13 protein-coding genes are annotated in these 13,267 nt (G+C 69.5%); 5 read left to right on the top strand and 8 right to left on the bottom strand.

Translation table 11 applies throughout. The annotated features are described in order from the left end of the window. The first annotated feature begins 69 nt into the window (after window positions 1-69). The 3 genes from ACFVBH_RS21745 (at window position 70) to ACFVBH_RS21735 (ending at window position 3,433) form a co-directional block, all read left to right on the top strand. A complete protein-coding gene (locus ACFVBH_RS21745) occupies window positions 70-1,221 on the top strand; it encodes a serine hydrolase domain-containing protein (RefSeq protein WP_379003819.1) in 1,152 nt (383 codons plus the stop codon). Window positions 1,222-1,340: 119 nt separating this feature from the next. After that, window positions 1,341-2,585 carry a polysaccharide pyruvyl transferase family protein gene (locus ACFVBH_RS21740; RefSeq protein WP_379003816.1) on the top strand — a complete coding sequence of 415 codons (1,245 nt, stop codon included), beginning with the start codon at window positions 1,341-1,343 and terminating at the stop codon, window positions 2,583-2,585. Window positions 2,586-2,626: 41 nt separating this feature from the next. Further along, window positions 2,627-3,433 carry a glycosyltransferase family 2 protein gene (locus ACFVBH_RS21735; RefSeq protein WP_379004571.1) on the top strand — a complete coding sequence of 269 codons (807 nt, stop codon included), beginning with the start codon at window positions 2,627-2,629 and terminating at the stop codon, window positions 3,431-3,433. Between the two features lie 10 nt (window positions 3,434-3,443). On the opposite strand, the gene ACFVBH_RS21730 is transcribed toward ACFVBH_RS21735, so the two are convergent. Both ACFVBH_RS21730 and ACFVBH_RS21725 read right to left on the bottom strand, forming a co-directional pair. Beyond that, entirely contained in the window at window positions 3,444-4,070 is a 627-nt protein-coding gene (locus ACFVBH_RS21730; RefSeq protein WP_354991451.1) for an MspA family porin, read from the bottom strand. Window positions 4,071-4,202: 132 nt separating this feature from the next. Beyond that, a complete protein-coding gene (locus ACFVBH_RS21725; protein ID WP_379003813.1) occupies window positions 4,203-5,378 on the bottom strand; it encodes a methyltransferase domain-containing protein in 1,176 nt (391 codons plus the stop codon). Window positions 5,379-5,392: 14 nt separating this feature from the next. Here ACFVBH_RS21725 and ACFVBH_RS21720 point away from each other — a divergent pair, with 14 nt between their 5' ends. Next, on the top strand, window positions 5,393-5,956 hold the full coding sequence (locus tag ACFVBH_RS21720) for a dTDP-4-dehydrorhamnose 3,5-epimerase family protein (protein WP_379003811.1): 564 nt from the start codon (window positions 5,393-5,395) through the stop codon (window positions 5,954-5,956). 42 nt (window positions 5,957-5,998) lie between these two features. Here ACFVBH_RS21720 and ACFVBH_RS21715 read toward each other — a convergent pair whose 3' ends face one another. Genes ACFVBH_RS21715 through ACFVBH_RS21705 form a run of 3 tightly spaced genes read right to left on the bottom strand, consistent with a single transcriptional unit; the run spans window position 5,999 to window position 9,109 of the window. Further along, window positions 5,999-7,027: an NAD-dependent epimerase/dehydratase family protein gene (locus ACFVBH_RS21715; RefSeq protein WP_379003809.1), complete on the bottom strand. Its 1,029-nt coding sequence runs from the start codon at window positions 7,025-7,027 to the stop codon at window positions 5,999-6,001. 46 nt (window positions 7,028-7,073) lie between these two features. Continuing rightward, window positions 7,074-7,856: a sugar phosphate nucleotidyltransferase gene (locus ACFVBH_RS21710; protein WP_354991447.1), complete on the bottom strand. Its 783-nt coding sequence runs from the start codon at window positions 7,854-7,856 to the stop codon at window positions 7,074-7,076. Further along, window positions 7,853-9,109 (bottom strand): class I SAM-dependent methyltransferase, encoded by a 1,257-nt coding sequence (locus tag ACFVBH_RS21705; RefSeq protein ID WP_354991446.1) that lies wholly within the window; start codon window positions 9,107-9,109, stop codon window positions 7,853-7,855. The genes ACFVBH_RS21710 and ACFVBH_RS21705 overlap by 4 nt, the downstream gene beginning before the upstream one ends. A gap of 515 nt (window positions 9,110-9,624) precedes the next feature. On the opposite strand from ACFVBH_RS21705, the gene ACFVBH_RS21700 reads away from it, so the two are divergent. Continuing rightward, complete coding sequence (locus ACFVBH_RS21700) at window positions 9,625-10,329, top strand: sugar transferase (protein ID WP_379003805.1); 705 nt, start codon at window positions 9,625-9,627, stop codon at window positions 10,327-10,329. Here ACFVBH_RS21700 and ACFVBH_RS21695 read toward each other — a convergent pair. Genes ACFVBH_RS21695 through ACFVBH_RS21685 form a run of 3 tightly spaced genes read right to left on the bottom strand, consistent with a single transcriptional unit; the run spans window position 10,256 to window position 13,264 of the window. Then, complete coding sequence (locus ACFVBH_RS21695) at window positions 10,256-11,104, bottom strand: polysaccharide lyase (protein WP_379003803.1); 849 nt, start codon at window positions 11,102-11,104, stop codon at window positions 10,256-10,258. The genes ACFVBH_RS21700 and ACFVBH_RS21695 overlap by 74 nt on opposite strands. Before the next feature lie 4 nt (window positions 11,105-11,108). Further along, a complete protein-coding gene (locus tag ACFVBH_RS21690) occupies window positions 11,109-12,065 on the bottom strand; it encodes an NAD-dependent epimerase/dehydratase family protein (protein WP_379003801.1) in 957 nt (318 codons plus the stop codon). 44 nt (window positions 12,066-12,109) lie between these two features. Then, window positions 12,110-13,264: a glycosyltransferase family 4 protein gene (locus tag ACFVBH_RS21685; RefSeq protein ID WP_379003799.1), complete on the bottom strand. Its 1,155-nt coding sequence runs from the start codon at window positions 13,262-13,264 to the stop codon at window positions 12,110-12,112. Between the last annotated feature and the right edge of the window lie 3 nt (window positions 13,265-13,267).

Below are 13,267 nucleotides of genomic sequence, written 5' to 3'. Positions count from 1 at the left end.
ACCCGGTCCGGGGCTCGCGCGTATGCCCTGCTGGCCGGTGCCCCGCCGGTCCCGTGCCCTGGAGGACCTATGCGAGCCCGTACCGGATCATCGATGGCCCGCGCGCTGACCGGCGTGTGCGCCGCGGCGGTGCTGACGATCGCGACGGGCACGGGAATCAGCGCCGCCCAACCGGGTTCGATCCAGGAGCGGTTGCGGGTGCTGCTCGATGACACCGTGCGCGGCAGTGACGTCCCGGGCGCGCAGCTGGTGTTCACCGAGCGCGGCGGTGAGTTCCGGATCACCGGCGGGGTGGGCGATCTCGGCACGGGTGCGGGATTCCCGGACGATGCCCAGGTGCGAATCGCCAGTAATACCAAGGTTTTCGTCGCCGCGGTCGTGCTGCAATTGGCGGGCGAGGGCCGCATAGCGCTGGACGAACCACTGGAACGGTATATGCCGGGGGAGGTGCGCGGTCCCGGCGGGGACGGCGCCGTCATCACGGTCCGGAATCTGCTGCAGCACACCAGCGGAATTCCGGACTATCTGAGCGAGCTGAACCTGGAATCGGTGGACGCGCTGCGCCGGGCCCGCCCGCCGGGCGAATTGATCGGCCTCGGCCTGGCCCGGCCCGCGGAGTTCGAACCGGGTTCGCGCGCACAGTATTCCAATACCAACTACCTGCTCGCGGGCGAACTCGTGCACCGCGTGACCGGCGTGCCGGTGGGTGTCGAAGTGACCCGGCGCATCCTGCTGCCGCAGGGCCTGAACGACACCTACTGGCCGCTCGCGCCGGTGGAACAGGTGCTGCGCGGACCGCACGCGCGCGCCTATCACCAATTCGGCGACGCGCGAGTCGATGTCACCGATATCGACCCCGGGTGGGGGCTGCCCGACGGCGCGATGGTCTCCACCGGAGCGGATCTGAACCGCTTCTTCATGGCGCTGCTGTCCGGGCAGGTCCTCGGGCCGGCCCAGCTCGCCGAGATGCAGCGTACGGTTCCCAGCGGAGATCTGCGGCGGCAGGAGGAATTCGGGCTCGGTCTGTTCGGCTGGGTCACCTCGTGTGGTCTTCAGGCCTGGGGGCACGGGGGCACCATGCACGGCACCTTCGTATACGGCGGCGCGACCGCGGATCGCTCGATCACGGTGAGTATGAATCAGATTCCCGATATTCTCGCCGCGCGCACCGGCGGTGTCGATCTGGACGAGGTGGTTGATACCGCACTCTGCTCGGTATAGCGCGATCCCCCCGGCGCGGCATAGCGCGAACCCCGGCTCGGTGTAGCGCGAACCTCCCGGCGTGGGTTAGATTTCGCGGGGAATTACCGGCGCGACGCCGGAACTTCGGAAGGACGAGTGTGGGGACTTCTGGCGCGGGGGACGGTGCCGGGGAAATTCGAGTACTGGTCGACAATGGCGAGTACGCACTACGTAATCGGGGCGATCTGGCCCTGATGGCCATGACGGTGGAGCGCCTGCGCGAGCGCTGGAGCCGGGCCCGCATCGGCATGCTCACCGATGAGCCGCACCTGCTGCGCGCGGTGCTGCCGCAGGCCGAGCCGATTCCCGCCGGGGGTGGCGGGCACTGGGGCAGAAGCGGTTTCATCGGTCAGCTCGATCAACTGGCGGGCGCCCGGGTCACCGGGCCCGCGGTGCGGCGGTGGCGGCACGTCACCGACGCGCCGCTGGGCACCCTGCGCGAGGTGCGCGCCCGGGTGCGCACGGAGGTGCTGGCTCGCACCGGCAGCGCGCCCGAGGTGGCCGGAATGCCGCCGCTGCCGCCGGTGCCGGCGGCCGTGGCCGAATCCTCGCTGGTGATCGCCCAGGGCGGGCAGTACCTGGCCGACGCGGATCGCTACCAGGCCCACCGCACCCTCAATCTGCTCGAACACGCGCAGCGCCTGGGCATTCCGACCGCCATGCTCGGTCAGGGCCTGGGGCCCATGCGGGATCCGGAGTTGCTGCGCCGGGCCGCCGAAGTGCTGCCGGGTGTGGATTTCATCGGGGTGCGTGATCGGCTCTTCGGCCCGCCGCTGCTCGCCGAACTGGGGGTGCCCGCCGACCGCGTGCTGGTCACCGGCGACGACGCGGTGGAATTCGGATATCGGCTGCGCCGCCCCGAGATCGGCGGGGAACTGGGTCTGTGCGCGACCGTGTCCGGCGCCGCGCGCACCGCCCTGGACGCCGCCGTGCGGGTCAGCACGCTCGGGCCGGTGCGCCCGATCGACAACAGAGCCGGAACGGCCGAAAGCCTGGCGCGCTGTGTTGCCCGCTGCCGCGTGCTGGTCACCGGCGCGTTCCACCCCGCGGTTTTCGCACTGTCGCAGGGCATTCCGGCGGTCGCTGTAACGGCCTCTCGGCACTACGACGACAAGTTCAGTGGATTGGCCGATATGTTCGGTACCGGGTTGCGCGTGGTGCATCTCGACGCCGAGGACCTCGAATCCGGGCTGGCGAACGCGGTCCGGGAGCTGTGGGCGGCGGCGCCCGAGCTGCGCGATACCCTGCAGCAACGCGCTGTCGAGCAGATCGACGATGCCCGAACGGGTTTGGAGCGCGTCTGCCAACTCGTGCGGGTGCGGTCCGCGAGCCGGTCCAACTGAATCCGCGCGAGTGCTCAGGGGGAAACTTGGCCATCCTGTCGGTGTGTGTTCCGGTGCACGATGCCGGACCTGGCCTGGCGGCGACGCTACGTTCGATTGTGGACCAGGACACCGAGATCGAGGTGGTGGTCCTGGACAACACCGGTCACGACGAGACCGCCGACATCGCGAGCGCCTTCGACGATCCGCGACTGCGTGTGGTGCGCAATGCCGAGGTGCTGCCCGCCGGTGAGAACTGGAACAAGGCGGTGTGGCTGTCCACCGGCCGCCTGGTGAAAGTGGTGCGCCCGGGCGAGCTGCTGCTGCCCGGGGCGCTGGACAAACAGCGTGAACTCATGGGCGACAACGGCATCGCGGTGTGCGCCGCCCGGTATCGGCGGCTCGACGCCGGCGGACGGATCGAACGGGCGGATCTGGGGCTGTCGAATCTGCTGGGGCCGTGTGATTCCCGGGCGCTGCTGCGGACCCTGGTCTGGCGCGGTGCGGCCGATTTCGGGCCCACGGCGGCGGCGGTCTTCCGGCGCCGGGACTTCGACCGCGTCGGCGGCTTCCGCGGTGATCTGCTCGCCGCGGTCGATGTGGACCTGTTCGCCCGGGTGTGCGCCTTCGGCCGTTTCTTCGGGATGGCGGAGAACCTGGCGGCCCGCGCCGCCACGCCGCCGGCCTCCGGCTTGGGCGAACTGGGCGAGGCGCTGCGTTTCCATCATCGAATGGGTGCGGAGTATCCCGAATTGCTCGGGCGCGCCATCGTATTGGGCGGTGATCTGCGCCTGGCTCGCTCCGCGGTGGAACGGCTGCGGCTCCGGGCGGCGCGCTCGCGCCGGCCGGAGCCGCATCTGAACCTGTGACCCGAGGCCGCTAGATGGACCGCAGCGGTCCGTAGGTGATCACGGTGTCGCCGTTGCTGCTCACGATCTTGACCCAGGGCCGGATGGTGACCTGCCCGACCACACCGCTGACCGTGCCGTGGAAGCCCGACATCTGGATGAAGCCGTCGGTGCCCGAGACCTCACCGCTGGCCGCCTCCACGGTCTGGATCCCGGGGCCGAAGCCGACATCGAGCTCCACGCCGGCCTGGGGCAGCAGGTTGTTCACGGTCACACCCGGATCGGTGCCGATCTCCACCCCGAGATTCGGCGTCCACCACTGGAATCGCAGCTTGCCGTTGAGCGTGGCCGGATAGCCGACCTGGTACCCGAGGGTCAGCTGCCCGGACCAGTCGTCCGCCTTCGGGCCCGACACCCGGAAGCTCGCCTTGCCGTTGTGGAACCATTCGCGAGTCAGCGGATTGCCGTCCAGCGGCGGGACGAAGTCGATCCGGGTATCGGAGGCGATGGCCTCCACCGTGCGCTCCTGGCGGTCCACGATCGAATTGCTGCTGTCGATTCCGGCCACCGAGATACTCGTGCCCAGCATCAGTCCGACGCCGATCGCCGCTGCCACGGCCATCGTGCGCGCGGTCGCGCGCTGCTTCGAGCCTTTCATCTGTTCCCCTATTCCCTCATCAGGTGTTGCGTTCGTAATCACTACGCGTGTAAAGAATTCCCCACATGCATCCGGACGTCGCGGCGAAAGTGCCCGACGTCCTCACCACCGGTCCTCAGCCGGCTGCCGAGACTACGAGTCGGGTACCGTGACGACCCACCTCCCGTCCAGTTCGGGCCACTGCGCCCGGACCTCCTGCACGAGGTCGGGCAGCGTGAGCAGAATTCGGTCGGGTCGCGCGGCGAGCAGTTCCGCCGGTGTGATGATCGGCACGTCGGTGCCGGGCATGCGACGGCCCTGCTTGCCGGGTGAGGCATCCGCTACCGCGCACAGCAGCGCGCGGCTCACCCCCGCCAGATAGAGCAGGGCGACCGCCCGCGAGGCCGCGCCGTAGGCGTACACCGTTCGCCCGGCGGCCTTCTCGTGCTCGAGCCAGCGGCGCAGGGCGTTCGCCTGGGCGTCGGCCGCGGTCTGCAGTGTGCGGACGGCGGCGAGATCCGGTGCGCCGGACGCGGTCGCCAGCACTCCGGCCTCGGTTTCGAGCAGTGTGGTCACGGCCCGGTCGGGCGCGAGGTGGTCGGGCAGTGCTCGGCCCGGCATCGGTCGGCCGGGTCCGGGCGCCGTCGCTGGATCGCGGACCGCGGCGACCAGCACCGTGCCGCCGTAGAGGTCGAATTCCCAGGCCGTGACCACCCGCAGGCCGGCGTCCGCCAGCAGCCGGGTGAGCGCGGCGAGCGAGTAGTACGCGAAGTGCCCGTGCCGCAGCGCGTTCCACTGGCCCTGGGCCACGATCGCGTGCAGCGCGTGAAACTGCAGCAGCAGGACGCCGTCCGGGGCCAGCGCCGCGGCGCGGCGCGCGAAGGCGGCCCGCTGGTCGGGTTCGTGCATGATGCCGAAGCAGTCGACCACCACGTCGGCGGGCTCGCCGGTGGCGGTGAAGCCGCGCTCGGCCAGCAGCGGCAGCCAGCTCCCGCCGTGCGGACTACCGAACTCGCGCACGGTGCGCCCGCGCAGCCAACCGGCACCTGCGACCCGGGCCAGCGCGTCGGCGGCCTGGTCGCGCAGCGCCCGCGGCTCGATGCCGCGCGGTTCATCGGTCACGGTGTCGTCGTCCGCGAGCTGCGCCAATCCGCACGCTCGGCACAGATCCATGGCCAGCGGATGCCCGGCCTCGCGGCCCGGCGCGGCCCCCGCCGGTTCGTCCGGCCCCGGAAAGTAGTCCGCCGCAGGCATTTTGCCCAGATCCAGCACGCGGTCCGGGCTCGGTGCGCCGCAGCCGCGGCATCCCCGCGTCACCGGCGCGCCCATGGCACGATAGCGGGGTGCTCATCGAACAGGCCGCGCTCGCCGACGTGCTGGTGCTGACCCCGCAACCCCACCGGGACGGCCGCGGCCTGTTCACCCGGACCTTCGACGCGCACGAGTTCGACGACTTCGTGGGCAGGCCCGGGCTGGCCGCGACCTTCATCCAGGATTCGCAGTCGCGGTCGCACCGGGGCGTGGTGCGCGGGATGCACGGCCGGGCCGGGCGCGGCGAAGCCAAGCTGGTGAGGTGTGCGCACGGCTCGGTGCACGACGTGCTGGTGGACATGCGGCCGAATTCGCCGACCTTCGGTGCGCAGCAATCGTTCCTGCTCGATGACACCGATTTCCGGACGCTGTTCGTGCCTCCCGGCTTCCTGCACGGATTCCAGGCGCTGAGCCCGGTCGCCGATGTCTGCTATCGCATCGACCGCCCGCACGATCCGGGCGAGGACATCAGCATCGCCTACGACGATCCGGATCTCGCCATCGCCTGGCCGCAGCCGGTGACCGCGGTCTCCGATCGCGACGCGTCGGCGGCCTCGTGGAAAGAGCTGCTCGCCGCCCTCGGCCTGGGATCCTGATCCGTGTTGGGGTCCGCTCGCGCGTCGCTGCGCCGCGGCCATTCATGCCTCGATTCTGCTGCGGCGCAGGTCGTCGTCGAGCACGCCCGCGTCCTTGAGCGCGGTCAGGTGCGCCAGGCGGGTGAAGCGGTGGAAGAAGCCGTCCGCGGTGAGTCCGCGCGCGGTGTACTCGTGTGCCAGCTCGGCCGCGCCCGCGGGAATGTCCCAGCTCGCCTCGAAGCCCAATTCCCGGCGCGCGGCGGCGAAGTCGACCCGATACGACCGCGGATCCGCGCCGCTCTCGCCGGTGATGACCAGGCGGGAGCCGGGCACCGCCGCGACCACGGCCTGCGCGATCTCGGCGACGGTGAGGTTGTTGGTCTCGGCGCCCACGTTGAAGGCCCGGCAGTGCACGGCCGGCGCGGGGGCGGTCAGGCAGACGGCGAAGGCGCGGGCGATGTCCCGCGCGTGCACCAGCGGCCGCCACGGGGTGCCGTCCGACAGCACTTTCACCTCGCCGGTGAGCACCGCGTAGCCGACGAGATTGTTGAGCACGATGTCCGCGCGTAGTCGCGGCGAGAATCCGAAAGCCGTTGCGTTGCGCAGGAACACGGGCGTGAAGCCGGAATCCGCCAGGGCCGCGACGTCGTCCTCGACCCGCACCTTGGACTCGGCGTAAGGGGTCAGCGGGCGCAGCGGCGCGTCTTCGGCGACCAGGTCGCTGCCCGCGGCCCCGTAGACCGAACAGGTGGATGCGTACAGGAACCGCTGTACCCCGGCGTCCTTGGCCAGACGCGCCAGCCGCACCGAGGCGGTGTGGTTGATGTCGTAGGTGATGCGCGGGGTGAGTGCGCCCAGCGGATCGTTGGACAGGGCGGCCAAGTGTACGACCGCGTCGAATCCGGCGAGCTGGTCCACCGTCACGTCGCGCAGGTCGACCCGGAGCTGCGGCGGCGGCGCGGGGGCGGTACCCAGGACGCACTCGGCGAAGAAGCCGCTGTCCAGGCCGGTCACCTCGTGTCCGGCCCGCACCAGCTCGGGGACCATGACGGTGCCCAGATAGCCCTGGTTGCCGGTGACGAGTACGCGCATGGTCATGCTCCTTCGACGGTGATGGTGGTGGCGGTCCCGAGTGCGCTCATGCGCCCGCTCGTTCCCAGACCATCCACGGCCGGTCGCCCGAGTGGTAGCCCGCGTCCAGTTCGGCGCGTTCCTTGAAGGTGTCGGCGGGTTTCCAGAACCCGTTGTGCTGGTAGCCGAACAGCCGCCCCTGGGCCGCCAGGGCCCCGCACGCGTCCTCGACCAGATCGCCGTTGGGCGGCAGGTGGTCGAACACCTCCGGGGTGAGCACGAAGTAGCCGCCGTTCTCCCAGATGGGCAGGCGCGAGACCGGGGTGATGTTCTTGACCTCGCCCGCGGAATTCACGTCCACGCAGTGGAAGGAGGACTGCGGCGGCACGATCATCATGGCCGCCGCCGCCTTGGACGCGCGGAAGTCGCCGATCATGGTGTCGAGCGGGGCATCGGTGAGCACGTCGGCGTAGTTGGCCAGGAAGTGGCTCTCGCCGTCGAGGTGCGCACGCACCCGGCGCAGGCGCTCGCCGATGGGCGATTCCACGCCGGTGTCGACGAAGGTGATGGTCCAGTCGCTGATATCGGAGTGCAGCAGCTCGACCTGGCCGCCGCGGATCACGAAGTCGTTGGAGACCGATTCCTGATAGGTCAGGAAGAAGTTCTTGATGTGCGAGGCGCCGTAGCCCAGGCACAGCACGAAGTCCTTGTGCCCGTAGTGCGCGTAGTAGCGCATGACGTGCCAGATCAGCGGGCGCGGGCCGACCAGCTGCATGGGTTTGGGGATCATGTCCTCGGTCCCGTTGCGCATGCGCATGCCGTAGCCGCCGCAGAACAGTACTACCTTCACTTCGCTTGCCTCTCCGCATGATTCGACGCGGCGAGCTGCCCGCGATGCAGGGTCGGAAGCGGGTAGATCAGCTCGCCGCCCCACTCGTGCACCCGGTGCAGCTGCGCGGTGATCTCCGCTTCCAGATTCCAGGGCAGCACCAGCACCACGTCCGGGCGATCGGCGTCGATGCGCTCGGGTGCGTGGATGGGAATGCGGGTGCCGGGGGTGAATCGCCCGTGCTTGTAGGGATTTCGATCCACCGTGTACTCGAGTAGATCGGGACGGATGCCGCAGTAGTTGAGCAGGGTGTTGCCCTTGCCGGGGGCGCCGTAGCCGACCACGCGCTGTCCGGCGGCGCGCGCGGCCAGCAGGAAGCGCAGCAGTTCCTGGCGGACGAGTTCGGTGCGCGGGCGCAGCTCGAGATAGCCGGCCACCGCGTGCAGTCCGGCCTCGGCCTCTCGGCGCAGCACGTCCGCGACCCGCGGCCCGGGCTCGGCGACGCCGTCGGGCCGGGCCCAGATGCGTAGCGAACCACCGTGTGTGGCAAGCAGTTCCACGTCGACCACGGTGAGCCCGGCGGTGGCCAGCGCGCGCTGGGCCGAGAGCACGGTGTAGTACTGGAAGTGCTCGTGGTAGATCGTGTCGAACTGGCCGTGTGTCACCAGCTCGAGGGCGTGGTGCACCTCGATGGAGAGCCAGCCGTCGTCGGCGAGCAGGACGCGCAGCGCTCGGGTGAAGCCGAGCAGATCCGGGATGTGCGCGTAGACGTTGTTGGCCACCAGTAGATCCGCGGGGCCGTGCTCGGCTCGGACCTGCTTCGCGAGATCCTCGTCCAGGAACGCGGTGATGGTGGGGACGCCCCGGTCGCGGGCGGCGGCGCCGACGTTCACCGAGGGTTCGATCCCCACGCAGGGGATGCCCGCCTCGACCGCGTGCCGCAGCAGGTAACCGTCGTTGCTGGCCACCTCGATCACGAGGGACTCGGCGTCCAGGCCCAGGCGGCGCGCCGCGTCGGCGACGAACAGCCGCGCGTGCCGTACCCAACTCTCGGAATAGGAACTGAAATACGCGTATTCCGTAAATGTCTCTTCGGGGGTGATCAATGCGGGAATCTGCAGCAGCAGGCAGTTCTCGCACAGGCGCAGATGCAGCGGGAAAGTAGGTTCCGCAAGATCGAGTTCGGCGGCGGTGAGAAATTTCTCGCAGGGTGGTGTCGCGCCGAGATCCAGCACGCTGATCAATCGGTCCGACTCGCAAAGACGACATAGCACGCGAAACCCCACCTTTCACCGCGATCGGCCGACTGTTGTACCGGCTGAACTGAGGTCGGCGCGATCCGGCCTTACGTTACAACAGGATTGACCGCGGCCGTGGGCTCAGTGGTGCGGTGACCCGGCGCCGGGTACTGAATTTCTGCGAGTCGCAGAACGGGGCGTTCGGTTGGCTATCCCTCGGGGATTGCAAATCAAGGGTTACGCACCATGAACCCGGCCGGGTGGGCAATGCATAACCTGCAATTTTGCGAATAGGGGAAATGCGGGGAAACAAGCGGGAAACCGGTTGCGATGCTATCGGCAACCTTCGGGGGACTTTGTTGTCACACAGGTTTCGCTAACGGCGCCGACCCGGGTGTGTAACATTCGGCTTCTGGTCATCGAAGAAGTCGGCGACCCCGGTGGTCGGCATGGGCGCCGGCGGTTGCAGGGGTTCCCGGCTCGGCCCGTTGGATGGAACTGATCAGTGGGGATCGGAACCCAGTTCTCCCGTGGGGGAGGTGTGGTCTCTCATGTCCGAACACGCGTCATCGCCCGGACGGCGCACGCCCGGACCGGCGGCGCCGGGTCGGCGAAAGTTCAAGGCCGTCTTCGACTTCTGTCTCGCGCTGGCGGCCGTGCTGGCGCTCGCGCCGATGCTGCTCGCGCTCGCGGTGGCGGTCAAGGCGGGTAGCCGCGGACCGGTGTTCCATCGGTCGCCGCGGGTGGGTCCCGACGGGCGGCCCTTTCTCATGCTCAAGTTCCGCAGCATGTACGTCGATCCCGACGCCCATATCGATGTCCTGCTCGGTGTCCGCCGGGTGCGCGGATTACCCGCCGGACCGCGCCGTGATCCGCGAATCACACCGGTCGGCAGGGTGATTCGCGAACTCCGGCTCGATGAGCTGCCGCAGTTCTTCCACGTGCTGACCGGCCGGATGGGCATCGTCGGCCCGCGCCCGCAGCTGCGGCGCGGACCGGAGCCGTCACGGCATCCGGTTCGGGACGGCGTGGTGCGACCCGGGATCACCGGCTTGGGTCCCCGCCTGGAGCACGGTGCGAATCCGCCTACGCGCGAGGAGATTCGGGATTTCGACCTGGCCTATCTCCGGGACTGGACGCCGCTGGGTGATCTGCGCCTGCTGGTCGCGGCCGTCATCCGGCCTACAGCGGCGCCAGCGCGTCTTCCGAGAGCGCCGCAGAGAATCCGTCATGATAGACCGCGCCGAGCGGCGTGATGCCGGCGTCGCGATAGTAGCCCTGTTTGAAGTAGACGCCGCCGCCGTTCGGCATGAGGGTGCGAATCGAGCAGCGCAGCTGCCCGGCGCAGGGTGAGGCGTCGAAGGTCTGGCGCTGGCCGCCCAGCCAGAGTTCGACATAGCCGTCCGTGTCACGCGCGGACCACTTCACGTGCAATTTGATGTCGTTCCACACGTCCGGCACCAGCTGCATGCTCCACGGGGTGTAGGTCGGGCCCGCGTCGCCCGGTGCGTTCCAGGTGGAAATGACTATGCCCCAGTGGTTCTCGCTGACGTTGGTGGGACCGGCCGCGATGGCCAGCGGCGGCGAACCATCCTCCTCGGCGTGCCACTGCGACAGCACGGTCCAGCCGCGGTCCGCGGGGAAACCGCGCTCGAACCGGGTGCTCCACTGATACCAGCGCTCGTCACCCTCGTCGGCGCGGGTGGCGTCCTCGCCGCTGACCTCGGCCCGTGCGCCGCAACAGATTCGGTCGGGGGTGTCGCCCGCGCCGACCTGGAAGCGCGCGGCGTACTCGCCCTGGCGCACCACCGAGGTCTCCACCCGCATGCTGTCGGTGGGATCGGTGTAGTCGGCGCACGGGGTGCTGCTGACCGCGACGTTCTGGCAGTTTGCCCACTGATCGAAATTGCCCGTCTCGAAATCGCCGACGAACCGGTCCACCGGCGGCGACGGGGCGGGCGTGCACGCGATGAGCAGGGACAGCAGCACCGCGCCCGCGGTGACGCAGACCTTCCAACGGCTTTCGCGCATCGCCCTACTGCCAGGTCGCTCCGGTCAAGGACGAGTACCAGGCTACAGTCCGGGTCAAGCCCAGGTCGAAGTCCACGAGCGGCTGATAGCCGATGGCTTGCAGCCGGGTGATATCGACGACGAGCCGCTCGGGATCGCCGGGGCGATTGGACCCGCTGTAGTCCAGCTCCGGATCCAAACCGGTGATGCCGCACAGGGATTTGGCGAGCTGGTCGATGGTGTACTCGCGGCCCGCGCCGACGTTGTACGCCTCACCGCGCAGCGGTGCGTTGGCCGCCACGATCATGGCCGAGCGTGCCGCGTCCTCGACGTAGAGGAAATCGCGGACCTGAGTGCCGTCACCGTGGATGAAGATGCGCCGATGGTCGCGATCGAGCTTGGCCAGCAGATCGAACACCACCTGTTTGCGCTGGCGCGGGCCGAACGCGGAGAAGAAGCGCACCGAGGCCAGGTTCAGATCGTAGAGCTCGGCGAACACCGCGAGATAGCGTTCGGCCGCGAGCTTTCCGACCCCGTAGGGGGAGATGGGCACGGTGGGGTCGGCCTCGCTGATGGGTACGCGAACCGAATTGCCGTAGACCGCCGCGCTCGATGCGAAGACCAGCCTGCCGGGCCAGCTCAGCACCCGCAGGGCTTCCAGGAGCCGGAAGGTGGTGGCGAAATTGAGTTCGTAGTCGGCGGCGGGCGCCGTCACCGACGGGGGCACGTAGGCGTTGGCCGCCAGGTGGAAGATGAACTCGGCCGGGTGCGCGGTGAGGTATTCGGCCCAGTCCAGTTCACGAATGTCCAGCTCGCGCAGCGTGATCGCGTCCTGTACCGCGGTCAGATTCGCGCGGCTGCCGGTGGCGAAGGTGTCCAGCACCGTCACCTCCGCCCCGGCCGCGACGAGCAGCTCGACCAGGTGTGAGCCGATGAACCCGGCCCCGCCGGTCACCAGTGCGGTTCTTCCGGTCCAATCCATCTGTTGCTCCGATGTTTTCGCGATGGGACGGGCTGGTGTGCGACCTACCGGCCGGCCACCCGCAGGTAGGTTTCGACGGTGCGCCGGGCCACCGCGTCGGGGTCGAACTTCTCCCGGGCGATGCGGTGTCCGCGGGCGCCCAGCCGCAGCGCCAGGTCCTGATCCTCGAGCACCCGCACCATGCGGTCGGCGAGTTCGGGGGCGTCCCCGGGCTCGATCAGGAATCCGCTCTCGCTGTCGGACACCATTTCCGGGATGCCACCGACCCGCGCCGCGAGCACCGGTTTCCCGGCCGCCATGGCCTGGGCCAGGATGGTGGGTGAGGTCTCCTCGTGGGAGAACAGCACCACCGCGCGGGCCCGGGTGATCTCGGTGCGCAGCCGATCGTTGTCCACCATGCCCACGAACTCGACCCGGTCCGCGAGCCCCAGCCCGGCGGCACGCTCGCGAATTTCGCGTGCGTAGTGCGGATCCGGTTGCGGGCCGACCACCGCGAGCACGGCCTTGGGAACCCGCTGGGCCGCCGGCGCGAACGCGTCGAGCAGCCCCTCGGGGTTCTTGCGCGGCGAGAGCACGCCCGCGAAGAGCAGCCGGGGTTCGGTGGGTCCGGAGGGCGACAGGGCGAAGAATTCCGCCGCCGTCGGATTGGCGATGCTCACGTGCTCCCCGCGCACCAGGCCGCCCAGCGCGCGGGCGTCGTAGTCGGAGATGGAGACCACCGCCCGTGCCCGGCGCAGCACCCGGCGCACCATGGCGGCGACGAGGTGATAGCGCACCCGTTCCTTGGCGCTCGCGCGCGCCTGGAGTTCGGTCTCGCGGTGCACGAGCCCGTGCACCGTGACCACGGTGTGCGTGCTCACCTGGGTGGCGATGTCGCCGCGCACACCGATCTCGTGCGCGTGCACCACATCCGGGGCCAGTTCGGCGATGATCGCCCGCGCCCGCCGCACATCGAGGTACGAGCGGGTGGCCACCGCCAGGCGGCGCTGTCCGCGCGGAAAGCGGATCTCGACCTTGGGTCCCTCGCGGCGATCGGGGACCGGCTCGGGGCCGGTGTGGAAGCACAGCACGGTCAGCCGCTCGATCTCCGGGCGGGCGGCCAGGGCGGGGACCAGTGTGCTGGTGACCGACTCGATGCCCCCCACTATGCGTCCCGGTTCCAGCGGATAGGTCGCGATCATGACGACGTTCAGACCCAACGT

This window comes from Nocardia sp. NPDC057668 (genome assembly GCF_042799795.1).
In the GTDB taxonomy this organism is placed as follows: Bacteria; Actinomycetota; Actinomycetes; order Mycobacteriales; family Mycobacteriaceae; genus Nocardia.
This window is presented reverse-complemented; position numbering and strand designations above follow the sequence as displayed.

Bases quoted from the DNA above. Each gene is read 5' to 3' on its own strand.
- ACFVBH_RS21725 (WP_379003813.1), bottom strand. From the start codon at position 5,378: ATGGGCGCGCCGGTGACGCGGGGATGCCGCGGCTGCGGCGCACCGAGC.
- ACFVBH_RS21700 (WP_379003805.1), top strand. From the start codon at position 9,625: ATGTCCGAACACGCGTCATCGCCCGGACGGCGCACGCCCGGACCGGCG.
- ACFVBH_RS21715 (WP_379003809.1), bottom strand. From the start codon at position 7,027: ATGCGCGTACTCGTCACCGGCAACCAGGGCTATCTGGGCACCGTCATG.
- ACFVBH_RS21690 (WP_379003801.1), bottom strand. From the start codon at position 12,065: ATGGATTGGACCGGAAGAACCGCACTGGTGACCGGCGGGGCCGGGTTC.
- ACFVBH_RS21730 (WP_354991451.1), bottom strand. From the start codon at position 4,070: ATGAAAGGCTCGAAGCAGCGCGCGACCGCGCGCACGATGGCCGTGGCA.
- ACFVBH_RS21695 (WP_379003803.1), bottom strand. From the start codon at position 11,104: ATGCGCGAAAGCCGTTGGAAGGTCTGCGTCACCGCGGGCGCGGTGCTG.
- ACFVBH_RS21745 (WP_379003819.1), top strand. From the start codon at position 70: ATGCGAGCCCGTACCGGATCATCGATGGCCCGCGCGCTGACCGGCGTG.